Below are 23,610 nucleotides of genomic sequence, written 5' to 3'. Positions count from 1 at the left end.
AAAAAAGGCCCGTCACACCGTGACGGGCCTTTCATTTACAAACTACGCGAACCGCTCAACCGCGGCTTCAGCCTTCGAGAATCGGCGCGCGATTGCGCAGATACTCTTCGAATTCCGCCTTGACTTCCGGATGGCGCAGCGCGAATTCGACGGTCGCCTTCAGATAGCCCAGCTTGCTGCCGCAATCGAAACGCGTGCCGTGGTACTTGTACGCCAGCACTTGCTCATCCGACAGCAGCGATTGAATCGCGTCCGTCAGTTGCAGCTCGCCGCCTGCGCCCGGCTTCAGCGCGCGGATGTGATCGAAAATACGCGGCTTCAGCACATAGCGGCCGACCACGCCCAGGTTCGACGGCGCCACCGCCGGCTCCGGCTTCTCGACAATGCCCGACAGCTTGAAGATGTTGTCTTCCCACTCCTTGCCGTCGATGATGCCGTACGACTTCGAGTCTTCCGGCGGAATCTCTTCGACGCCGATCACCGAGCTGTGATAGTGGTCGAAGACTTCGATCATCTGCGACATGACGGGCGGCTTGCCGTACAGCAAGTCGTCCGCGAGGATCACGGCGAACGGGTTGTCGCCCACCAGCTTTTCGGCGCACAGCACCGCGTGACCCAGACCGAGCGCTTCCGCCTGACGCACGTAGAAGCAATCGACATGGCTCGGCTTGATGCTGCGCACGAGTTCGAGCAGCTTCGCCTTGCCGCGCGCTTCGAGTTCGGCCTCGATCTCATAGGATTTGTCGAAGTGATCCTCGATGGCACGCTTGCTGCGGCCCGTCACGAAGATCATTTCGGTAATGCCGGCCGCCATGGCTTCCTCGACCGCATATTGAATCAGCGGCTTGTCAACGACAGGCAGCATTTCCTTCGGGCTGGCCTTGGTCGCGGGAAGGAACCGCGTGCCCAGACCCGCGACGGGGAATACCGCTTTGGTAACTTTTAGCATGTGATAACCCTGATCCTCTTAAAAACACTTGAACGTCGAGATAACCGAAGGGGCCCGAAATCCAGACCCCGAATCAAACAGCCATCCGCAATAATTGGGCCTGAAGCTTCTCAACCGTGGCTTCGTATTCTGCCAGCCTTTTCCGCTCCTGTTCCACGACAGCCGCCGGCGCTTTTGAAACAAAGCTTTCATTCCCCAGCTTCGCGTTACATTTGACGATTTCGGCGCTCAGTCGGTCCACTTCCTTGCCGAGACGCTCGCGCTCGGCGGCGACGTCGATCTCCACCTTCAGCACCAGCTTGCTGCCGCCGACAATCGCGACCGGCGCGCCATGCGCCTCGCGATCGAGCGCGGCTTCGTCGTCGATGATCTTCACCTCCGACAGACGCGCCAGCGCCGCGACATACGGCGCGAACGTGGCGAGCCGCGCCGCATCGCCGTGCGCGAGCAGCGGCACCTTGGTGGCCGGCGACAGATTCATCTCGCCACGCAGATTACGACATGCATCGATGACACTCTTCAGTTCGGCCGCCCACTGTTCAGACGATTCATCGATTTTTTTCTGCTCGGCGCGCGGGTAGGGCTGCGTCATGATCGACACTTCGCCTTCCTTCGCGTATGCCGGGAAGGCGTCCGTCAGCGGCGCCACCTTCTGCCACAGCGCTTCCGTGATGAACGGAATGACCGGATGGGCGAGGCGCAGCACCGTCTCCAGCACGCGCAGCAAGGTGCGCCGCGTGGCGGTCTGCTGTTCCGGCGTGCCGGTCTGGATCTGCACCTTCGCCAGTTCCAGGTACCAGTCGCAGTACTCGTCCCATACGAACTTGTAAATCGCGCTGGCGACGTTGTCGAAACGATAGTCCGCGAAACCCTTCTCGACTTCCGCCTCGGTACGCTGCAGGAGCGAGACGATCCAGCGGTCCGCCTGCGAGTAATCCGTGTAGCCGCCGGGGCCGCAATCGCCCGGCTTGCACGCGCCGGGGTTGGCGAAGCCGCAGTCGTGGCCTTCGCAGTTCATCAGCACGAAACGCGTGGCGTTCCACAGCTTGTTGCAGAAGTTGCGATAGCCCTCGCAGCGCGCGAGGTCGAAGTTGACGTTGCGGCCGAGCGTGGCCATCGACGCCATCGTGAAGCGCAGCGCGTCCGTGCCGAACGACGCAATGCCTTCCGGGAATTCCTTGCGGGTTTTCTTCTCGATCTGCGCGGCGGCCTTCGGATTCATGAGGCCCGTGGTGCGCTTGGCGACCAGCTCCTCGAGACCGATGCCGTCGACGATATCGATCGGGTCGAGCGTGTTGCCCTTGCTCTTCGACATCTTCTGGCCTTCGGCGTCGCGCACCAGGCCATGCACATAGACGGTGTCGAAAGGCACCTTGCCGGTGAAGTGCGTGGTCATCATCACCATTCTGGCGACCCAGAAGAAGATGATGTCGAAGCCTGTCACGAGCACGGAGGAGGGCAGGAACGCCTTCAGTTCCGGCGTTTCGTTCGGCCAGCCGAGCGACGAGAACGGCACCAGCGCCGACGAGAACCACGTGTCGAGCACGTCCTCGTCGCGGCGCAGCGCGCCTGTGTAGCCTTGCGCGTCGGCTTCGGCGCGGGCTTCGTCTTCCGTCTTCGCAACGAAGATCTCGCCGTTCTCGCCGTACCACGCCGGAATCTGATGGCCCCACCACAACTGCCGCGAGATGCACCAGTCCTGGATGTTCTCGAGCCACTGGTAATACGTGGTGGTCCAGTTCTCCGGAACGAACTTGATCTGGCCGCTGCGCACGACATCGAGCGAGGTTTCCGTGATGGACTTGCCCGGGTTGAACGTGCCTTCCGGCGCGGCCTTGCTCATCGCGACGAACCACTGGTCGGTCAGCATCGGCTCAATCACCACGCCGGTGCGGTCGCCGCGCGGCACCATCAGCTTGTGCGGCTTGACGGATTCCAGCAGGCCGAGCGCTTCGAGATCCTTGACGACTTCCTTGCGCGCATCGAAGCGGTCCATGCCGCGATACTTCGCGGGCGCGTTGTCGTTGATCTTCGCGTCGAGCGTGAGGATCTCGATCATCGGCAGCGTGTGGCGCTGGCCCACGGCGTAGTCGTTGAAATCGTGCGCGGGCGTGACCTTCACCACGCCGGTGCCGAATTCGCGATCCACATATTCGTCGGCGATGACCGGAATCTCGCGGTCGCACAGTGGCAGCACCACCGTCTTGCCGATCAGATGCTGATAGCGCTCGTCATCCGGATGCACCATCACGGCGGTGTCGCCGAGCATGGTCTCGGGCCGCGTGGTGGCGACGGTCAGATGGCCCGAGCCGTCCGGCAGCGGATAGGAAATGTGCCAGAGGTTGCCGTTCTCTTCCTCGCTGACCACTTCCAGGTCCGAGACCGCGGTGCCGAGCACCGGATCCCAGTTCACGAGGCGCTTGCCGCGATAGATGAGGCCTTGCTTGTAGAGCGTCACGAAGACATCGCGCACGGCGGCCGACATCTTGTCGTCCATCGTGAAGTATTCGCGCGACCAGTCGATCGACGCGCCCAGGCGGCGCACCTGGTTCGTGATGGTCGAGCCCGACTGCTGCTTCCACGCCCATACGCGCTTCAGAAACTCCTCGCGGCCGAGGTCGTGACGCGAGATGCCCTGGGCGTCGAGCTGGCGCTCGACCACGATCTGCGTGGCGATGCCCGCGTGATCGGTGCCCGGCACCCACAGCGTGTTCTCGCCGAGCATGCGGTGATAGCGCGTCAGGCCATCCATGATGGTCTGGTTGAACGCGTGCCCCATGTGCAGCGTGCCGGTGACGTTCGGCGGCGGCAACTGGATGGAGAAGTTCTTCGCGCCCTCCTTGAACGTGGGGGCGGCATAGCCGCGTCGTTCCCATTCCGGGCCCCATTGGGATTCGATCTGCTGAGGCTCGAAGCTCTTGGCAAGCGTGCTGTCGCTCATGGTGGAATCTGCCGAAAAATGCGTGAAAAGATGCGGAGAATCGCCAATTATAAGGTTCGGCACGGGCCATCGGACGAATTCGGCCGAGCGCGCCGCCCGTGCCCCCGAACGTCGCCGGCAGCGCGGTCTTATAATGACCGGCTTGCCTCGACCCCTCCGCGCCGCCTTTTTCCATGCCCGAACTGCTCGCCAACCTGAATCCCGAACAGCACGCCGCCGTGACGCTGCCCGACGAGTCCGCGCTCATTCTCGCGGGCGCCGGCAGCGGCAAGACGCGCGTCCTCATCACCCGCATCGCGTGGCTGATCCAGCAGGGCTATGCGTCGCCGCCCACGGTGCTGGCCGTCACCTTCACGAACAAGGCCGCGAAAGAGATGATGGCGCGGCTCTCGGCGCTGCTGCCCATCGACACGCGCGGCATGTGGATCGGCACGTTTCACGGGCTGTGCAACCGCATGCTGCGCGCGCATTTCCGCGATGCTGGCCTGCCGCAGGCCTTCCAGATCCTCGATACCGCTGATCAACTGTCCGCCATCAAGCGGCTGATGAAGGGCCTGAATATCGACGACGAGAAGTATCCGGCCAAGAATCTCCAGTACTTCATCAACAACGCGAAGGAACAAGGGCTGCGGCCGAAGGACGTCGACGCCACCGACGACTTCAACCGCAAGTTCGTCGAGCTCTATCAGGCTTACGAGCAGCAATGCCAGCGCGAGGGCGTGGCCGACTTTCCGGAACTGCTGCTGCGCTGTTTCGAGCTGCTGGCGCACAATCCGCCGCTGCGGGCGCATTACCAGGCGCGTTTCCGCAATATTCTCGTCGACGAGTTCCAGGACACCAACAAGCTCCAGTACGCGTGGCTCAAGATGCTGGCGGGCGAGCACAACGCGATCTTCGCGGTCGGCGACGACGACCAGTCCATCTACGCGTTTCGCGGCGCGAACGTCGGCAACATGCACGACTTCGAGCGCGAGTTCCGCGTGCGCAACCTGATCAAGCTGGAGCAGAACTACCGGTCGCACGGGCATATTCTGGACGCGGCCAACTATCTGATCGCCAACAACGCCAACCGGCTCGGCAAGAACCTGCGGACCGACGCGGGACACGGCGAGCAGGTGCGCGTCTACGAGGCGGCGACGGATTCGCAGGAAGCGGGCTGGATCGTCGAGGAAATCAAGGCGCTGATCCATGCGGGCGCGGCGCGCGGCGAGATCGCGGTGCTGTATCGGAGCAATGCGCAGTCGCGGACCATCGAGCACACGCTGGTCAACGCGGGCATTCCGTATCGCGTGTATGGCGGCCTGCGCTTCTTCGAGCGCCAGGAAGTGAAGCACGCGCTCGCGTATCTGCGCCTCATCGACAACCCGAACGACGACACCGCGTTCGCGCGCGTCGTCAACTTCCCGACGCGCGGTATCGGCGCGCGTTCCATCGAGCAGGTCGCCGACGCGGCGCGCCTCTATAACTGTTCGATGGCGGCCGCCGTGCCCTACGTCACCGGCAAGGCGGGCTCGAGCCTCGGCGCGTTCGCGACGCTGGTCGCGAAGATGCGCGCGGAGACGCAGCAGATGAGCCTGCCGGAGACGGTCGAGTACGTGGTGCGCGCGAGCGGTCTCGCGGCGTTCTACGAAACCGAGCGCGAAGGCCAGGACCGGCTGGAAAACTTGCAGGAACTCGTGAACGCGGCGGCGGCGTTCGTGAGCGAGGAAGGCTACGGTCTCGACACCCCGGCGCGGTCCATTCCGCTGCGCCCGGGCGCAACGGCGGCGCCGGAGATCACGGCGGTGAGCGAAGACGGCGAGATCGAAGTGCTCGACGCGCCCGGCATCGCCGACCCCGCGCAGAATCCCGACACGATGACGCCGCTCGCGGGCTTCCTGTCGCATGCCTCGCTCGAAGCCGGCGACAACCAGGCGCAGGCGGGCCAGGACGCCGTCCAGCTGATGACCGTGCACGCGGCCAAGGGCCTCGAATTCATGGCGGTGTTCATCACCGGGCTGGAAGAAGGGCTGTTCCCGCACGAGAACAGTGCGCAGGAATCGGACGGGCTGGAGGAAGAGCGGCGCCTCATGTACGTGGCGATCACGCGCGCCAAGGAGCGGCTGTATCTGTCGTTCGCGCAGAGCCGCATGCTGCATGGCCAGACGCGCTACAACATCCGCTCGCGCTTCTTCGACGAACTGCCCGAAGGCACGCTCAAGTGGCTCACGCCGAAGGTCGAGGCGGGCGCACGCTGGGGCGGCCGCTCCGACAACGCCGGGTGGGGCCGCGACTGGTTCGCGCGGCCCGGACAGGAGCGCGGCGGTTCGTCGTATGCGCGCGACCAGCAGGCCTCGGGCGCGGCGCTGCCGTCGTTCGCCAACGAACAGCGCGCCGCCGACGCCGGCTTCAAGGTCGGTCAGGCCGTGTTCCACACGAAGTTCGGCGAAGGCACCGTGACCGCGCTGGAAGGCGCCGGCGGCGATGCCCGCGCGCAAGTGCGCTTCAAGCGCCACGGCGAGAAATGGCTCGCGCTGGCGGTCGCGAAGCTGCAGGCCGTCGAATGAAGCGGCTCGGCATCATGGCCGCGCTGCCGCAGGAACTGGGCGACCTGATCGCGCAGATGCAGGCGGCCGGCGAATTCCGCACGGTGACGCTCGGGCGGCGCGAGTATCACATCGGCCAGGCGCATGGCGTGCCGGTCGTCGTGACGCTGGCGCGCATCGGCAAGGTCGCAGCCGCCGCGACGGCCAGCGCGCTGATCCACGTCTTCGAGGTCGATGCCATCGTCTTCACGGGCGTCGCAGGCGGCGTGCGGGGCGATGTCAACGTGGGCGACATCGTCGTTGCGGATGCGCTGCTGCAACACGATCTCGATGCCTCGCCGCTGTTTCCGCGCTATGAAGTGCCGCTGCTCGAACGCGCGCGTTTCGAGCCAGATGCTGCATTGAGCGATGCACTCGCCGCCGCGGCCGCCTCGTTCGTCGCCGAACAGGGCGTCGCGCTCGCGGACCGCTTCGGCATCGCGGTGCCGCGCGTGCATCGCGGTCTCATCATCAGTGGCGATCGTTTCATCGCCAGCCATGACGCGCTGCATGCCTTGCGCGACGCGTTGCCGGATGCGCTTGCCGTCGAAATGGAAGGCGCGGCGCTCGCGCAGGTCTGCTTCGAGCACGACGTCCCGTGCGCCGTCGTGCGCACCATCTCAGATACCGCCGACGCCGCCGCGCCCACCTCCTTCCTCGAGTTCCTGACGGCGATCGCCGCGACTTATTCGTCGGGCATCGTTGCACGCTTTCTGCCCGCCAGTCGCTGAACGTTGCCCGGTTCCAGACGGGCAGGGCTTTCCCGCATTTCTCCCGGATCGGCCAAATCCCGCTTGTAGTTGAGAATGATTCTCAATACAATGACTTTCCAGAACCTGAGGCAACAAAACGGGAGGTCCCGAGACCATGACCAACGATTTCACCGCCATCGGCGCAGCGGGCGCGGCCAGCCCCGCCTGCGCGACGGACGCGCGGGAAACACGCAGTGAGGCACGCAGTGACGCATGCGCCGTATCGGTGAATGCCGAGCGCGTGCTCGACACGACGCGCCGCGCGTGGAGCGAAGCCGCCGCGAGCCCAACGCACGCTCATTCCGAGCGCCGCCCGAAACGCGCCGCGCAATCGAAACGGCGCGTGGTGCCGCGGCTTTCGCGCTGGCCGAGCCTGATCGCCGCATTGAACTACTGGAGTCCGAAACCGCTGTGAATGCCGCCGATTCCGTGACGAGATCCGTCGAAATTCCGTCGCTCGTGCTCGACGAGCGTTTCTTCGACACCAGCCGTTTTCCTTTCGTGCGGCTGCGGCCGCGCGCGGTGCGGACCGGCTATGCGTTCGCGTGGAGCGCACAGATGAGCCGCCTGCTGGCGCTCGCGACGCCGTTCGTGCTGGCCGTCGAGCACGACGAGCGCGAATCCGCCGACGACGCGCGCCTGCGCGCCGCGTGGATGCGCACCCATCGCGCGGTGCTCGCCACCTTCTGCCGCGGGCTGATCGTCGTGGAGCCGCGCATCGAGGCGCGCGCGACGACCCGCGAAAAGCAGCGCGCGCTGACCGAAGGCTGCGGCGTGCGCACGGTCGTCGTGTCGAGCCTGCGGGTGGCGGGCGAACTCGCGCCCGTGCTGCTCAAGCATTCCGCGTCCGCGGCGGCGCCGTTCCCCGCGACGCGCACGCGCAGCAAGGCGCTCTGAAGCGCGCCGCGCCCGGAACCGATCAGGGCGCGCCCTGTCTAGCAGGGGTTTTACGGCTGCTCTATTCTGAGGAGCCAAAAAGCCGCCTTGCAGAGGACGACGCGCATGCCGAGTTACCGAGAAGCGTATCGCCGGTCGATCGAGCAACCTGAAGACTTCTGGGCCGAACAGGCCCGCCGCATCCACTGGCAGACGCCGTTCGACCAGGTGCTCGACCGGAGCCGTCCGCCATTCGCGCGCTGGTTCGTCGGCGGCCGGACCAATCTCTGTCATAACGCCGTCGATCGCCATCTCGCTTCGCGCGCGGAGCAGGACGCGCTGGTGTACGTATCGACGGAAACGGGCATCGAGCGTCGCTATACCTACGCCGAGCTGCATGCCGAAGTGAACCGCATGGCAGCTGTCATGCGTTCCCTGCACGTGAAGAAGGGCGATCGCGTGCTGATCTATCTGCCGATGATCCCCGAAGCGCTCTTCGCGATGCTCGCCTGCGCGCGTCTCGGCGCGATTCATTCGGTCGTGTTCGGCGGTTTCGCGGCGCCGAACCTGGCCGCGCGCATCGACGATGCCGAGCCTGCGCTCATCGTCACGGCGGATGCCGGCGCGCGCGGCGGCCGCGTGATCGACTACACGCCGCTCGTCGACGAAGCGCTCTCGCGCGCGCAGTTCAAGGTGCCGCAGGTGCTGCTGATCGACCGGCAACTGGCGCCGGAGCGTCTGCAAGCGAGCTATCTCGTCGCCTACGAACCGTTGCGCGAGCGTTACTTCGACGCCCACGTGCCGTGCGAATGGCTCGAGTCCAATGAACCGTCGTACGTGCTCTACACCTCCGGCACGACCGGCCGGCCGAAAGGCGTGCAGCGCGACGTCGGCGGTTATGCGGTGGCGCTCGCCGCGTCGATGGAGCACATCTTCGAGGGCCAGCCCGGCGACACGATGTTCACCGCATCCGACATCGGCTGGGTGGTGGGGCACAGCTACATCATCTATGCACCGCTGATCGCCGGCTGTACGACCGTCATGTACGAAGGCACGCCCATCCGTCCCGACGGCGGCATCTGGTGGCGGCTCGTGCAGCAATACGGCATCAACCTGATGTTCACCGCCCCCACCGCGATCCGCGTGCTCAAGAAGCAGGACCCGGCGCTGATGGAGCGTTACGACCTGTCGAGCCTGCGCACGCTGTTCCTCGCCGGCGAGCCGCTAGACGAACCCACCGCGCGCTGGATCCAGGACGCGCTGCACAAGCCCGTCATCGACAACTACTGGCAGACCGAAACCGGCTGGCCGATGATCGCGATCCCGCGCGGCATCGAGGCCTTGCCGTCGAAGCTCGGTTCGCCGGGCGTGCCGTCGCTGGGTTTTGGGCTCAAGCTGCGCAACGAAGCGAGCGGCGACGAATGCGCGCCGGGCGAAAAGGGTGTGGTCACGCTGGACTATCCGCTGCCGCCGGGCTGCATGCAGACCGTGTGGGGCGACGACCAGCGTTTCGTCGATACCTACTGGAACAGCGTGCCGAACCAGCTCGTCTACTCGACCTTCGACTGGGGCGTACAGGACGAAGACGGCTATGTGTCGATCCTCGGACGCACCGACGACGTGATCAATGTCGCGGGCCATCGGCTGGGGACGCGGGAGATCGAGGAAGCGCTGTCGGCGCACGCGGCGGTCGCGGAAGTGGCGGTGGTCGGCATCGCCGATGCGGTCAAGGGGCAGGCGGCGGCGGCTTTCGTCGTGCTGCGCGATGCGGCGTGCATCGAGGCGCCGGGCGCGCGCGACGGGATGGAAGCGGAGTTGTGCCGCGCGGTGGATAGTCAGCTGGGCGCGATCGCGCGTCCGGCGCGTGTGCACTTCGTGACGATGCTGCCGAAGACGCGCTCGGGCAAGCTGCTGCGCCGCGCGATTGCGGCGCTGGCGGAAGGGCGCGATCCGGGCGAACTGCCGACCATCGAAGACCCGGGCGCGCTGGCGCAGGTGCGGGAGGCGCTGGGATCCTGAGGCGCCAATGCAAACGGCGGGCGCAAGCGCCCGCCGTCATCAGTACGCATCAACCGCGTCAATCAAGCCTTCGCGTGCTCGTCATGCGTCTTCGGCAGCAGCACCGTCAGCACGCCGATCAGCGGCAGGAACGCGCAGACCTTGTAGACGAAGTCGATGCTCGTCACATCGGCCAGCTGGCCGAGCACCGCGGCGCCGACGCCGCCCATGCCGAACGCAAAGCCGAAGAACAGGCCCGCGACCATGCCGACCTTGCCGGGGATCAGCTCGGTCGCATACACCAGGATGGCCGAGAACGCCGACGCCAGCACCAGCCCGATGATCACCGACAGCACGCTGGTCCAGAACAGGTTCGCATAGGGCATCAGCAGCGTGAACGGCGCGACGCCGAGAATCGACACCCAGATCACCGCCTTGCGTCCGACCTTGTCGCCGATCGGACCGCCGACCACCGTGCCCGCCGCAACCGCCGCGAGGAACACGAACAGATGGATCTGCGCCGACTGCACCGACAGCCCGAACTTGTTGATCAGATAGAAGGTGAAGTAGCTGTTGATGCTCGCGAGGTAGAAGTACTTCGAGAACACGAGCAGCACGAGCACGCTCATCGCCATGATGACGGTCTTGCGCGGCAGCGTGGCGTGCTGCACCTGGGCGCGGCCTTTCTTCGTGGCGGGATGACGCTTGTACCAGCGGCCGATGTTGGCCAGCACGAACATCGCCACCAGCGCCGCCGCCGAGAACCACGCAATGCTGCGCTGGCCGTGCGGAATGATGATGAGCGCGGCGAGCAGCGGTCCGAGCGACGAACCCGCATTGCCGCCCACCTGGAACAGCGACTGCGCGAGGCCGTGCTTGCCGCCCGAGGCCATGCGCGCCACCCGCGACGATTCCGGATGGAACACCGACGAACCGCAGCCGACCAGCGCCGCTGCGACCAGCAGCATGCCGAAGCTGCCCGCCACCGACATCAGCAGCAGCCCCGCCAACGTGAAGCCCATGCCGACCGGCAGCGAGTAGGGCTTGGGATGCTTGTCGGTATAGAGCCCGACGAGCGGCTGCAGCAGCGACGCGGTGATCTGGTAGGTCAGCGTGATGAGGCCGATCTGCCCGAACGAGAGCGCGAACTCGCTCTTGAACATCGGGTAGATAGCCAGGATCAGCGACTGGATCATGTCGTTCAGCAGATGCGAGAAGCTGATTGCGCCGAGTACCGAATAGACGGTGCGCTGCGCGGCGGCCACGGGCTTGGCCGTCTGGGAATCGGAAGTGCCGGCCGTCGCGCCGGCGGGCGACAACGCGCCCTTGTCGATGCTGGTTTGCATGGTGAATGGCTGAGGTAAGCGGAATCGTCTCTGTTTTTGTTGTTTCAAGTCAGCCATTTATGCGCTGACTGAATTTCTGACAAGTGTAGGCTGTCCCCGACGCGTTGTCCTGCCAAGCTTTGTCGCGAATCGGACAGCCTGGTGCACCGCGATCGATCATTCAGCTGACAAAAATCAATTTTGGCACGCTATAACCGTATAAAGCGGCAGCGAACGCCTGTTCGCTATCCGTAGAAGCGCGGCTCAAGAAAGCCGGCCAACTGCCGTACTACCGGCGGGACCAGAACCGGACGCGCCACACGACGGCACCGTCCGCAGACCATCAGCGGGGATTCGATCGATGAAACTGTTTTCGCTACGCGGCGCACAGGCCGCGGGCTTTCCGGCGGGCGCCCAGCGCGCATCCTCCACAGCCACGGCCCGGCCACGCGGATTGTCCGTCAAGGCGTCGCTCAGGCTGGCGTTCGGCGTGGTCCTCGCGGGCACGCTCGTCATCGGCGCCCTGGCGCTGACGCAGATCAGCCGCCTCAACGGCTCGACCGAATCCATCTACACGCAGGGCTATGTCGCGAGCCGCGCCGCCGAGGAAACGCGCGGCTATCTGCTGCGCGCGAGCCGCTCGCAAAAGATGCTGCTCACTGCCAGCACCGCGAAGGAACGCGACGACCTCGGCGCGGAAATCGAGCAGGCGCTCGCGGGCATCGGCCGGGAACAGGCGCAACTGGCGCAGTACGTCGATCACGCCGACCACGACGCACTCGCGCAGCAGAAGGCCTTCGCCGGCGCGGTCGGCACCTGGAGCAACAACCTGCGGACCTTCGTCAAGCTCGTGAAGGAACAGCCGCTCGATCTGTCGCAGATGAACTGGCAGGTCGGCACGCAGGACGTGTCGCTGCTGGTCGAGACCGGCAAGCTCGAAAAGCGCGTCGACGAGCTCGTCGCGCGCCGGGGCGCCGCCGCGCGCGCCACCATCGATGCCGCCGCGTTCATCTTCCATTCGTCGTTCGTGATGGTGTCCGTGCTGACGCTCGCGCTGTGCGCGCTCGCGATCTGCGTCTCCGAATGGGTCGTGCGGCGGCTCGCCGGACAGCTCGGCGGCGAACCCGGTTACGCGAAGGACATCGCGCGGCGCATCGCGGCGGGCGACCTGGCCCACGAAATCAAGCTCAAGCGCCGCGACGACGACAGCATGCTGCACGCGCTCGCCGACATGCGGGCCGGCCTCTCGGCGACCGTCGGCGACATCGCGGCGAGCGCGGAGGCGATAGCCTCGGCATCGAGCGAAATCTCGACCGGCAACGTGGATCTGTCGCGCCGCACGGAAGAACAGGCGGTCGCGCTGGAAAAGACCGCAACCAGCATGGAGCAGCTCACCTCGACCGTGCGTCAGAACGCCGACAACGCCATGCAGGCGAGCACGCTGGCGCAGAGCGCGTCGGAGATCGCGGAGAAGGGCGGCGCGGTGGTCAACCGTGTCGTCGAGACGATGCAGCGGATCGATGCGAGCGCGAAGAGCATCGGCGACATCATCGGCGTGATCGAGGGCATCGCGTTCCAGACAAACATCCTCGCGCTGAACGCCGCCGTCGAGGCGGCGCGCGCGGGCGAACAGGGCCGCGGCTTCGCGGTCGTCGCGGGCGAGGTGCGCAGCCTGGCGCAGCGTTCGTCGTCGGCGGCGAAGGAGATCAAGGGCTTGATCGACACGTCGGTGTCGCGCGTGTCCGACGGCTCCACCTACGCACAGCAAGCCGGCACGACGATGGAGGAAGTCGTGCGCGCGGTGCGCCGCGTCACCGACATCATGGGCGAGATTTCGGCGGCGTCGGCCGAGCAGAAGACCGGCATCGAGTCGATCGGCGACGCGGTCTCGAAGATGGACGCCGGCACCCAGCAGAACGCGGCGCTGGTGGAACAGGCAGCGGCCGCCGCGCAATCGCTCGACGACCAGGCGCGCGCGCTCAAGGCGCTGGTCGGCAAATTCCAGCTCGCCTGAAACGGCCGCTGGAACACAAAGCAGGATAGAATCGCGGACGGGCGCGGCAGGGCGCCCGTTCTCGCGAAAGTCCTACGCACCTGACCACGACGTACCGTCACCCTGGATCGAACCGCAACGTCGAACCTTTTCAGCCGCAGCGAGAACGGCGCCATAAAGGAACAACGTCATGTGGTCTACATCCTGTCCCATCGCTGCCCCCGTTTCCCCTGGCAACTACCTGCGCGAACACGCGCGACGCCTGCTGCGCCTCGCCCGCGACGGCGACACGAGCGCGTCGATGCCGGTGCTGCGCCGCCTGCTCGCGGCGCGCATCCTGCCGGCCGGCGGCCTCGCTCACCTCCACGCGCGGCGCGCGAACCTGCAACTGAAACACCTGCTTGCGCTAATCGCCGCCGAACTGGGCTACGCCAACTGGGACGCCTGCAAGGCCGCGATCGACATGCAGCCGGATGCGGTCATCGACCGCTACCGGCTCGACGCCGGTGCGTTCAATGACTTCGAGAAGAACTGGTTTGCGAACGAGGCGGAAGCGCTCGAGTGGCAGCGCGCCCACGGCGGCTATGTCGTGCGATACGGCGAGCAGGCCGTGGCGATCCTGAAACGGGAATAAGGCGCGTCCGGAGAGAGAGAAGCCGCTTCAGATCAGCTCGACTTCCTTCCAGTTGGCGCCGAGAAAGAAGCGGCTCAGTTCCTTCGTGAGGCCGTTCAGCGCGCTCATTTCGGGCGGCGAGATCTTGCGCACGTGCTGCGGATGCGTCCAGTCGCCATAGATGAGCGCGATGGTGGAGTCGTTCGATTTCACCGGCAGCAGCACGAACGCCTGCGCCTCGCCGAGCGTGTCCTTGTACCAGCGCGGCAGGCGGGCGTCGATGCGGGCGTCGTGCGCGTTCTCGATGAAGATGCCCACCGGATTGCTGATGGCGAGATGGAACACGTCGGGCCGGAAGTCGGCGGAAAAGCGCAGTGCCGGCAACATCGGCTCGACGCCGCTGCCGAGTCCGAGCCGCGCATGGAATTCGTTGTTGGCCTGGCGCACGAAGACCACGGTGCGCGACAGATGCAGGCTCGCCATGATCGATTCGGAGACCAGCGCGAGCGCCGGCCCCAGCGCATTCCGGGTGGGCAGCGCGCGCAAGTCCTCGATGCTCGCGCCGATGCGCGCCTCCGCTGAAATCTTCGCGCGCGCCATGGCGTCGGCGTTGGCCTGCAGTTCGGAGATCTCGCGGATCACGCCGTCGCTGGCTTCCTCGCTGGCGAGCGCGAGGCTCATCGAGGTGAGGAGTTCGGCGTCGGTGTTGAGCGCGCCGGCGTAGCGGCTGGAGATGTCGAAGACCACCGACTCGCGCCCTTCCGACGCCACGTTCTGCGCGGTGAGGGCGTCGGCGACTTCGGTGGAATAGTTCGAGATGGCGCGCAGCCAGCGTACGTGCTTCGGCACGGTTTCATCGACGGGCGCGTTCGGGTCGGTGGCGCGCATGCCTTCGCGGATGGTCTCCGGCAGGCGCCAGCGGTCGGCGGCCTCGAGACCGATTTCGTCGAAGGTCACGCCCAGCAGAGCCGCGCACGCCGCGCTGTCCGGGATGTTTTCCGACGCGGCCTTGCGGCGCAGCTGATCCCATTCGTGTTCCAGGTAGAACGCGACGAGCAGCTTGCCGATCTGCCGCATCAGCGTGCAGACCACGGCTTCCTCGGCGGAGCGCAAATCCTTGTGTTCGGTGAGCTGGCGCGCGACCGCGCCGGACAGGAGGGTGCGGTTGAGTTCCAGCTTGGCGTCGATGCGGCGCGGCGCGCTCTGATGAAAGTGGTCGACGATCTTCAGTCCCACCACGAGATGACCGACGGCGTCCATGCCGAGGACCATCAGCGCGCGCGTGACGGTGGTGATGTTGCCGCCGAACGCGACGTACATCGCGGAATTGGCGAGGCGCAGCACCTTCTGCGTGAGGCCGACGTCCGACAGCACGACTTGCACGAGGGACGTGAAGTCGAGGTCGTCATCGCTCATGGCGGACACGGTCGAGCGCAGCGCCTGCGAGAGCATGGGGAAATCCCCGCGCTCGCTCATGCGCGACCACAACTTGTCCAATAGTTCGGCCTTGGTGCGTGCCATTGCTAAAAATAAGAACCCTGCGTTACGCGACGGCTATCCCGAGGCGGTCCAGCACTTACAATCCCTGCACCCGATAACGAAATTTACACGTTATTAGGGAGTTACGGCGCGTTCCTCAATCGGAACGCGAACAAAGGGGCGCGCTTCATGCCTCGTACAACACCAGCGAGTTCGACTGGAAAGAGCGCGCCAGCTCGTCCGACGGCAGCGCATGGCTGATCAGCCAGCCCTGGATATGATCGCATCCGAGCTCCGCCAGCAGATCGCGCTGCGCTTCCGTCTCGACCCCTTCGGCGACCAGTTCGAGCCCGAGCGACTGCGCGAGCCCGACCACGGCGCCGACGATCGCACGGTTGTTGCGCGAGGTAACAATGTTCTCGACAAAGCTGCGGTCGATCTTGAGCTTGGAAAGCGGAAAACGCTGCAAATAGGCGAGGCTCGAATAGCCGGTGCCGAAGTCGTCGACGGCGAAGCGGATGCCGACCGCGGTCAGCGCTTCCAGCAGGCCGGTCGCTTCTTCCGGATCGTGCATCAGCAGGCTCTCGGTGATTTCGAACACGAGGCGCCGGGCGTCGATGCCGGTGAGCGCCAGCGCTTCCTGCACGGCCGCCGTGAAGCGCTTGTCGCGGAACTGCTGCGGCGACACGTTCACGGAAACATAGTCGAGCCGGATGCCGATCGCATCCCACTGCACGATCTGCATACAGGCGGCCTTCAGAACCCAGTTGCCCAGATAGTTGATCAGGCCGATCGATTCCGCGAGCGGAATGAAGGTCGAGGGCGGCACCAGTCCGTGCACCGGATGATTCCAGCGCATCAGCGCCTCCACGCCCACGACCGCGCCGGTCAGGATCTTCGTGATCGGCTGGAAGTAGAGCGAGAACTCGCCGTTGCGCACGGCTTCGTACAAGTCGGCTTCTAGCTTCAGGCGTTCGGCGTCGGCGGGATCGTCGTCGAGCGTGTGGAACACGAGCGCGTTGCCGCCCGCTTCCTTGGCCTGGGCGAGCGCGTGATCGGCCATGCGCAGCAGGCTCGTCTGCACGTTGCTGCGCGCGTTCTTGCCCGTCTGGTCCGGATACAGCGCGACGCCCACGCTCGCCGACAAGTGCGTATGCTGCCCGCGATGCCGGTACGGCTGCGCGATCGCGGTAAGAAGACGGCGCCCGAGTGCTTCCGCGAGTTCGGGCGTGGTGCCGGGCGGCAGCAGCACGGCGAATTCGTCGCCGGCCACGCGCGCGACGCGTTCACCATGGCTCGCCGTGTGCTGGACGCGGCGCGCCGTTTCGCGCAGGAGTTCGTCGCCGGCATCGTAGCCGAGCGCGCGGTTGATGCGCTGATAGTCGTCGATGTCCAGCAGCACGAGACCCGCGTGCGTGCGCGTGGCCTCGGCTTCGGCCTGCGCCGCGCCGATCGCGGTCTTCAGCGCGGTCAGGTTCTCGAGTCCGGTCAAGGGATCGTGATGCAGCCGATGGTTGAGCTCGGCCTCGCGTTCGCGCCAGTGGGACACGTCGAAGGCGGCCAGCGCGAAGCCCGGCGTGCCGCGCCCGGCCGTCGAGATGAGCCGCAGCTCGACGCAGATCGGATAGGTCAGCGACTTGACCACCGTCAGCACCGCCGACTCGAGCCGGCCGCTCGCGCGCGCCCGGGCGACGAGCGCATGCAGTTCGTCGGCCTCCTCGGAGGCGACGAGATCGTGCAGGGTCAGCATGCTCAGGTAGTCGCGGTGATAACCGATGAACTCGATGCTCGCGTCCGACACATGTTGGAAGCGCAACGCGTCGTCGAGCTGGGCGAGGAAATCGACGGCGCCGAGCATGGCTTCGGGCGCCGGTGAAACGGGCGTGGCGTGGGTCACTTCTACGGTGGCTGATGCGGTGGCAAGGAGCGCGGCACGTGCGTCGACGTCTCCGGCCGCGGGGGCCAGCGGCGCTTCGGCCGGCGCGGCGTGTTCCTGGCGCTGGCGCGCGGCGCTTCCCCATGCGCGTGACAGCGCATCGAGCGCGATGCGCCACGGTGCGCGGCGGGAGGCGGTGATCCGGTTCGCTTGCATGATTCCAGTGGGGTTCGGGCGGCGGCGCGCGTGTCCGGCAAAGGACGGCGCGCTCACGTCGGGCTCGCGCCTGCCGCCGGGGGTGTGCCGGAACGGGCGCGGCACGCTTTATCAGGCGAGTTATCGGCTCAAGCGGGCGGTTTCTTTAACAAGTCACTGGAACGCCACAATCATGCTGGCCCTAAAGACTTGTCGAGCGATTGTCGATATCGAGTTTCATATTATGTATGTCCGCGTTATCGGTTACAGTGGCGCGGTTTCAGCAGCAAACGGTTTCTCCGCCCACGGCCAGCCATCGCCGCGTTGTGAATTCCCAGCTTCCGTTCGCCTCATGATCGACTTCCTTTCGCTGCCGGTTCGGGCTCGAGCCCGGATCGTCAGACCGGCCTTCACGCATCCTTCACACACGCCAACGGCAACGTTCGCGCTCCGGCACGCTCAAGCGCGGTTCCCGACATGCCTGATTCGTTCCTGAGGCGCTCGATACTGGGGCGACGGGGCCAGAGCGTCTATGTGGGCCGCCAGCCCATTCTCGATGGCGACGGCGCGCTGGTCGCCTACGAACTGCTGTTCCGCGACAGTCCCGACAACCGCGCGCGCGTCCACGACGACGTGCAGGCCACCGCCCACGTGGTGGCCCGTACGGTGGGGGAGATCGGCGTGCCGGCGGTGCTCGGTCCGTATCCGGGCTACGTGAACATGAGCCGCGAACTGCTGTTCGACGACATCGTGCACATCATGCAGCCGCAGCGCTTCGTGCTGGAGCTGCTCGAAAACATCACCTTCGACGACGTGCTGTTCAAGCGCTGCGCACAGCTGCGCAAGGCGGGCTTCCGCTTCGCGCTCGACGACGTCGTGCGGCTCGACGAACCGTTGCTCGAGGCGCTGCCCTCGGTCGACATCGTCAAGGTCGATTTCCTCGCCGCCGATCGCGCGCATCTCCCGGAACTGGCGGCGGCGGTAAAACTGCAGGGCAAGCAGCTGGTGGCCGAGAAGGTCGAGACGCACGAGGACTTCTCGCAGGCCAGGAAGCTCGGCTTCGATCTGTTCCAGGGATATTTCTTCGCGCGGCCGCAGGTGCTGTCGGCGCGGCGCGCCAGCCCGGCGCGCGGCGCGCTGCTGCGGCTGATGACCGTGCTCGCCGGCGAACCCGGCATGCGCGAACTCGAAACCGAACTCAAGCGCAACCCGGATATCGTCGTGCAGCTGATGCGCCTCGCCAATTCGAGCGCGCAGACGCGCGGGCGGCGCGTGTCATCGCTGCGCGAGGCGATCGCGGCGGTCGGCACCCGCCAGCTGATGCGCTGGGCGCAGTTGCTGCTCTATGCGGACGGCAGCGGCCTGCCGTGGCGCTCGGACCCGCTGCTGCAACTCGTCGGCACCCGCGCGCGCTTCCTGGAACTCGCGGCCGGCGTGCTGCGTCCCGGCGACGAAGCGCTCGCCGACGCCGCCTACATGACCGGCATCTTTTCGCTGGTGCACGTCGTGCTCGACATGCAGCCGGCGGAGATTCTCGATAAGCTCCATCTGGCGGCCGAAATCCGCACCGCGATCCTCTCGGGCGTAGGTCCGCTCGGCACGCTGCTGGGCGTCGCGCGGGCGTCGGAGCGGGGCGATGCGCCCGCCATCGACGCGAGCCGCCTGGCGCAACCCGGCCTCAACGCGCTCACGCCTGCCATGCTGGCGAAGCTGCAAGTGGAGGCGGCGGCGTGGTTCGCCGAGCATCGCCTGGACGAGGACACCGGCAACGCGTGACGGGCGCGCGCGGCGCACCCATTTCATCGACATTCACCGCAAGGAGCGCGCATGAACAGCAAGTCTCTCAACCGGACGGCGCGCAGCGCCCGCATGTGGGCGGCGGCCATCGCCTGCGCAGCCGTGCTCCAGCCGCTCACCGCGTCCGCGACGCTCAAGCCCGGCGATGCCGCGCCCAACTTCACCGCGCAGGCCTCGCTCGGCGGCAACGTGTACGACTACTCGCTCGCCGACGCGCTGAAGAAAGGGCCGGTGGTGCTGTACTTCTATCCGGCCGCGTTCACCAAGGGCTGCACGATCGAGGCGCACGAGTTCGCCGAGGCAGTCGATCAATACAAGGCGGAAGGCGCGACGGTCATCGGCGTGTCGCACGACAACATCGACACGCTCAAGCAGTTCTCCGTCAGCGAATGCCGCAGCAAGTTTCCGGTGGCCGCCGACGCCGATTCGAAGATCATCCGCTCGTACGACGCCTCGATGCCCATGAAGAGCACGATGGCCAATCGCGTCTCGTACGTGATCGCGCCGGACGGCAAGGTCATCTACGAGTACACGAGCCTGTCGCCGGACCAGCACGTCAGCAACACGCTGCAGGCGCTGCGCGACTGGAACGCGAAGCACAAGGCGCAGTGAAGCACTGCGGTTGTCTGATCTGAACGCGCTGGAGGCGCCATGCCTATCGTTGTCGGACTGATCGTTATCGGCCTGCTGATCTACGGCGCGATCTGGTCATTCGATGCCATTCACGCCCACTTCGGCCTCGGCGCGGCGATAGGCGCGGCGGTGGTCGTGCTGGCGCTCATCGCGGCCGGGGTGATGCGCTGGCTCGCGAGCCGTCGGGAGATCGCGCCAAACCTGAGCCGCGGCGAGCACGGCGACTGGACCCACGAACTCAAGGCCGAGTGGGGCGGCGTGCGGCTGGCGGCGGGCAAGCGCCTGTGCGACGTGCGCGTGGGCGAGGCGCACGGCAGCTACATCTTCGCGGACCTGCGCGGCGCGCGCATGCTGGAGCCGGCGGGCGGCGGCGCATGGCAGGTCGCGCTCGACGTGCGCGACGCGCAGCACGGTGAGTGGACCTTGCCGATGCGCGATCGCGCGCAGGCGCACCAGTGGGCGCGGCTGCTTACGCTGGCGACCCAGCAGAAGCTCTGATCATTCGGCGTGGTAGCCCATGTCGCCACGCACCTTGCCGCGAAACACCCAGTAGGACCAGACCACGTAGATGATCAGCACCGGCAGCAGGAACATCGTGCCGATCAGCAGGAATTGCTGCGAGAGCGGCGCCGTCGAGGCATCCCATAACGTCACCGACGGCGGCGCGATGAACGGCCACAGGCTGATTACGAGGCCGGTGAAGGCGAGAAAGAACAGCCCCATCGAGCACAGGAACGGCGTGACTTCGCGGCCCTTCGCGAGACTGGTCCACAGCGTCCACGCGAGCAGCACGGTCAGCACCGGCACCGGCGCGAACACGAGACTGTCCGGAAAGCCGAACCAGCGCGCCGCGATGCGCGCGTCCTTGAGCGGCGTCCACAGGCTGATGAGCAGGATGAACGCAATCACGCCGATGAGCGCGTAACGCGCCATGCGCCGTCCCCACTCCTGCAATTCCCCCTCGGTCTTGAGCACGAGCCAGGTCGTGCCTTGCAGCGCGTAGCCGAAGATCATGCCGACGCCGGTCAGGAGCGGAAACGGCGCGACCCAGTTCCAGCTGGTGCCGGCGTAGACGCGGCCTTCGATCGGAAAGCCCTGGATGAACATGCCGAGCACGATGCCTTGCGAGAACGTGGCGACCAGCGAACCGACGCCGAATGCGCCGTCCCACAGCCGCTTGCGTGCGCCGATCACCTCGCGGAACTCGAACGCGACGCCGCGGAAGATCAGGCCGAGCAGCATGAACAGAATGGGGAAATAGACGGCCGGTACGATGATCGCGAAAGCCAGCGGAAACACCGCGAACAGTCCGCCGCCGCCGAGGATCAGCCAGGTTTCGTTGAAGTCCCAGACCGGCGCGACGGAGTTGATCATCAGGTTGCGCGACTCGCCGTCGCGGCGCAGCAGGAACATGATGCCGACGCCCAGATCGAAGCCGTCGAGCAGCACGTACATGAATACCGCCAGCGCGAGAATGGCGGCCCACAGGGGCACGAGATCGAGCATCGGGTTCTCCGGTTCGGTTCTTGTCAGTGCGATCGGGTGCGTCCGGCGGCGCTCAGGAGCGCCCGCGGCCCGGCGGGACGATGTCGTCGCCGCTCACCGGACGCGCCGCGCTGCCCGCACCCGCCGATACCGCCGAAAGCGGCCGTGCGGCGCGCGTCTTCGTATCGAGCTCGTCCTTCTCGTGCGCATGCGCGACTTCCGCCGGTCCGACCCGCACCAGCCGGCGCAGCAGGAAGAAGCCCGCGCCGAAGATCACGAGGTAGGCGAGCACATAGAGCAGCCACGAGAGGCCGACATCGGCGGCGGTCAGGGACGGCGTCACCGAATCCTTGGTGCGCAGCAGGCCGTACACGGTCCACGGCTGGCGGCCCGCTTCGGTGGTCGTCCAGCCGGCGATCACCGCGATGAAGCCCGCCGGCATCGACCAGGTCGCGCAGCGCAGCCAGCGCGTGCTCGTCTCCACCTTGCCGCGCGCGAACAGCACGATGCCCCACAGCACGAGCGCGAACATCAGCAGCGCGATGCCCACCATGATGTGGAACGCGAAGAACACCACCGCGACGGGCGGCCGGTCCTCGCGCGGGAAATCCTTCAGGCCGCGCACATAGCCGTTCGGATCGTGCGTCAGATAGAGGCTGCCCAGGACCGGAATCGAGATCTCGAAGTGATTGCGTTCCTCGTCCTGATCGGGAATCGAGAAGATATTGGCCGGGATGCGCGTGCCGGATTCCCACAGGCCTTCCATCGCGGCGAGCTTGGCGGGCTGGTGCTTCAGCGTGTTGAGGCCGTGCGAGTCGCCGAGCACCATCTGGATCGGCACCATGATGATCAGGAAGATCAGCGACATCTTCACCATCACGCGGCTTTCCTCGAGCGCGCGCCGCTGCCGCAGGTACATCGCGCCGACGCCGAGAATCACGAAGCCGGTCGTCACGAGGAACGCGCTCACGGTATGGCTCAGCCGGTACGGAAACGAGGGCGAGAAGATGACGTCGAAGAAGCTGACCACCTCGAACCGGCCGTCGGGCGTGATGCGATGGCCTTGCGGCGTCTGCATCCAGCTGTTCACGGCGAGAATCCAGAACGACGAGATCACCGTGCCGGCCGCGACGAACACCGCCGACATGACGTGCGCCCATTGCGGCACCAGCTTGCGGCCGAACAGCAGGACGCCGAGAAACGCCGATTCGAGGAAAAACGCCGTCAGCACCTCGTAGCCCATCAGCGGGCCGACGACGTTGGCGGTGGCATCGGAGAAGCGGCTCCAGTTGGTGCCGAACTGGAACGGCATGACGAGGCCCGACACCACGCCCATCCCGAACGACACCGCGAAGATCTTGAGCCAGAACGCCGACAGGCGGCGGTAGACGTCGCGCTTCGTCACCCACCAGTTGAATTCGAGCGTGGCGATGAAGCAGGACAGGCCGACCGTGAAAGCCGGCAGCAGAATGTGGAACGCGACGACCCAGGCGAACTGGAAACGGGACAGCAGGACCGAATCGACATGCATGAACGCTCCTTTTGAGGCATTCCTGAGACGGGTGGCGCGACCCGACGCCGCGCGCCGGCGCCGGCAGGTTGTTCCTGGCTTCCGTGATTAATACACGCTTTTGATGACGGAGGTCGGGCGCGGCGTCAACCGGACGGCCGATCCGGGGCGTCGGCACCTCATGGACCAGCTTCAAGCACCACTTTGGTAAAATCCGGTCTTCGTTTCAAGGCCCGGCGGACGACCGCCTGCGCATCGTGTCCATCGGGGACGGCCCCGCTTTCAAGGGAGTCACCCCATGTCCTGGATTCTGCTGTTCATCGCCGGCCTGCTCGAAGTTGCCTGGGCCGCCGGCCTCAAAACCTCCGAAGGCTTCACCCGGCTGTGGCCGTCCGTCTTTACCCTCGTCACCGCCACCGGCAGCTTCGTGCTGCTCGCGATGGCCATGCGGCAACTTCCCCTCGGCACGGCCTACGCGGTCTGGACGGGGATCGGCGCGGTCGGCGCTTTCGTGTTCGGCATCGTGTTCATGGGCGAGGCGCTCACGGCGGCGCGCGTGCTGAGCGCCGTGCTGATCGTCGCGGGGCTGATCGGCCTCAAGCTCTCGTCAGGGCATTGAAAGTA

The 23,610-nt window shown here is 66.0% G+C and carries 18 protein-coding genes; 11 read left to right on the top strand and 7 right to left on the bottom strand.

Going from position 1 to position 23,610, the window contains the following annotated elements:
• Positions 1 to 67 precede the first annotated feature (67 nt).
• Positions 68 to 949, bottom strand: a complete 882-nt coding sequence (gene galU, locus QCE83_RS09165; protein WP_006999749.1) for a UTP--glucose-1-phosphate uridylyltransferase GalU — start codon at positions 947 to 949, stop codon at positions 68 to 70.
• Positions 950 to 1,022: 73 nt separating this feature from the next.
• Positions 1,023 to 3,890: a valine--tRNA ligase gene (locus QCE83_RS09160; protein WP_309808947.1), complete on the bottom strand. Its 2,868-nt coding sequence runs from the start codon at positions 3,888 to 3,890 to the stop codon at positions 1,023 to 1,025.
• 173 nt (positions 3,891 to 4,063) lie between these two features.
• Between QCE83_RS09160 and QCE83_RS09155 the strand changes: the two genes are divergently transcribed.
• From QCE83_RS09155 to QCE83_RS09135, 5 genes are all read left to right on the top strand, one after another.
• Positions 4,064 to 6,436 carry a UvrD-helicase domain-containing protein gene (locus tag QCE83_RS09155; protein ID WP_309808945.1) on the top strand — a complete coding sequence of 791 codons (2,373 nt, stop codon included), beginning with the start codon at positions 4,064 to 4,066 and terminating at the stop codon, positions 6,434 to 6,436.
• Positions 6,433 to 7,185, top strand: a complete 753-nt coding sequence (locus QCE83_RS09150) for a 5'-methylthioadenosine/adenosylhomocysteine nucleosidase (RefSeq protein WP_309808943.1) — start codon at positions 6,433 to 6,435, stop codon at positions 7,183 to 7,185. Before QCE83_RS09155 ends, QCE83_RS09150 begins: the two co-directional genes overlap by 4 nt.
• Before the next feature lie 136 nt (positions 7,186 to 7,321).
• Complete coding sequence (locus QCE83_RS09145) at positions 7,322 to 7,621, top strand: hypothetical protein (protein WP_309808941.1); 300 nt, start codon at positions 7,322 to 7,324, stop codon at positions 7,619 to 7,621.
• Between the two features lie 14 nt (positions 7,622 to 7,635).
• Positions 7,636 to 8,103 (top strand): hypothetical protein, encoded by a 468-nt coding sequence (locus QCE83_RS09140; RefSeq protein WP_309808939.1) that lies wholly within the window; start codon positions 7,636 to 7,638, stop codon positions 8,101 to 8,103.
• An 87-nt stretch (positions 8,104 to 8,190) separates the two neighbouring features.
• The gene (locus QCE83_RS09135) at positions 8,191 to 10,101 is read left to right on the top strand and encodes a propionate--CoA ligase (RefSeq protein ID WP_309808937.1); all 1,911 of its coding nucleotides are present in this window, start codon (positions 8,191 to 8,193) and stop codon (positions 10,099 to 10,101) included.
• 62 nt (positions 10,102 to 10,163) lie between these two features.
• On the opposite strand, the gene QCE83_RS09130 is transcribed toward QCE83_RS09135, so the two are convergent.
• Positions 10,164 to 11,426, bottom strand: a complete 1,263-nt coding sequence (locus tag QCE83_RS09130; RefSeq protein WP_309808935.1) for an MFS transporter — start codon at positions 11,424 to 11,426, stop codon at positions 10,164 to 10,166.
• 340 nt (positions 11,427 to 11,766) lie between these two features.
• Between QCE83_RS09130 and QCE83_RS09125 the strand changes: the two genes are divergently transcribed.
• Both QCE83_RS09125 and QCE83_RS09120 read left to right on the top strand, forming a co-directional pair.
• A complete protein-coding gene (locus QCE83_RS09125; RefSeq protein WP_309808932.1) occupies positions 11,767 to 13,419 on the top strand; it encodes a methyl-accepting chemotaxis protein in 1,653 nt (550 codons plus the stop codon).
• Between the two features lie 169 nt (positions 13,420 to 13,588).
• On the top strand, positions 13,589 to 14,032 hold the full coding sequence (locus tag QCE83_RS09120; RefSeq protein ID WP_309808930.1) for a hypothetical protein: 444 nt from the start codon (positions 13,589 to 13,591) through the stop codon (positions 14,030 to 14,032).
• Positions 14,033 to 14,059: 27 nt separating this feature from the next.
• On the opposite strand, the gene QCE83_RS09115 is transcribed toward QCE83_RS09120, so the two are convergent.
• Together QCE83_RS09115 and QCE83_RS09110 are read right to left on the bottom strand one after the other, a co-directional pair.
• A complete protein-coding gene (locus tag QCE83_RS09115) occupies positions 14,060 to 15,532 on the bottom strand; it encodes an HDOD domain-containing protein (RefSeq protein WP_309808928.1) in 1,473 nt (490 codons plus the stop codon).
• Between the two features lie 145 nt (positions 15,533 to 15,677).
• On the bottom strand, positions 15,678 to 17,582 hold the full coding sequence (locus QCE83_RS09110; protein WP_309808925.1) for an EAL domain-containing protein: 1,905 nt from the start codon (positions 17,580 to 17,582) through the stop codon (positions 15,678 to 15,680).
• Positions 17,583 to 18,038: 456 nt separating this feature from the next.
• Here QCE83_RS09110 and QCE83_RS09105 point away from each other — a divergent pair, with 456 nt between their 5' ends.
• The 3 genes from QCE83_RS09105 (at position 18,039) to QCE83_RS09095 (ending at position 20,489) form a co-directional block, all read left to right on the top strand.
• Positions 18,039 to 19,337, top strand: coding sequence for an EAL domain-containing protein (locus QCE83_RS09105; RefSeq protein WP_309808923.1), 1,299 nt, complete (start codon positions 18,039 to 18,041; stop codon positions 19,335 to 19,337).
• 93 nt (positions 19,338 to 19,430) lie between these two features.
• On the top strand, positions 19,431 to 19,970 hold the full coding sequence (locus QCE83_RS09100) for a peroxiredoxin (RefSeq protein WP_309811586.1): 540 nt from the start codon (positions 19,431 to 19,433) through the stop codon (positions 19,968 to 19,970).
• A gap of 39 nt (positions 19,971 to 20,009) precedes the next feature.
• A complete protein-coding gene (locus tag QCE83_RS09095) occupies positions 20,010 to 20,489 on the top strand; it encodes a hypothetical protein (protein WP_309808921.1) in 480 nt (159 codons plus the stop codon).
• Here QCE83_RS09095 and cydB read toward each other — a convergent pair whose 3' ends face one another.
• Together cydB and QCE83_RS09085 are read right to left on the bottom strand one after the other, a co-directional pair.
• A complete protein-coding gene (cydB, locus tag QCE83_RS09090) occupies positions 20,490 to 21,497 on the bottom strand; it encodes a cytochrome d ubiquinol oxidase subunit II (RefSeq protein ID WP_309808919.1) in 1,008 nt (335 codons plus the stop codon).
• A gap of 52 nt (positions 21,498 to 21,549) precedes the next feature.
• Complete coding sequence (locus QCE83_RS09085; protein ID WP_309808916.1) at positions 21,550 to 23,007, bottom strand: cytochrome ubiquinol oxidase subunit I; 1,458 nt, start codon at positions 23,005 to 23,007, stop codon at positions 21,550 to 21,552.
• Positions 23,008 to 23,284: 277 nt separating this feature from the next.
• Here QCE83_RS09085 and sugE point away from each other — a divergent pair, with 277 nt between their 5' ends.
• Complete coding sequence (gene sugE, locus QCE83_RS09080) at positions 23,285 to 23,605, top strand: quaternary ammonium compound efflux SMR transporter SugE (protein WP_309808913.1); 321 nt, start codon at positions 23,285 to 23,287, stop codon at positions 23,603 to 23,605.
• The last annotated feature ends 5 nt before the right edge of the window (positions 23,606 to 23,610 follow it).

It is taken from the genome of Caballeronia sp. LZ034LL (assembly GCF_031451215.1).
Taxonomy (GTDB): Bacteria; Pseudomonadota; Gammaproteobacteria; order Burkholderiales; family Burkholderiaceae; genus Caballeronia.
The sequence above is the reverse complement of the archived record's forward strand: the minus strand, read 5'-3'. Positions and strand labels throughout refer to the sequence as shown.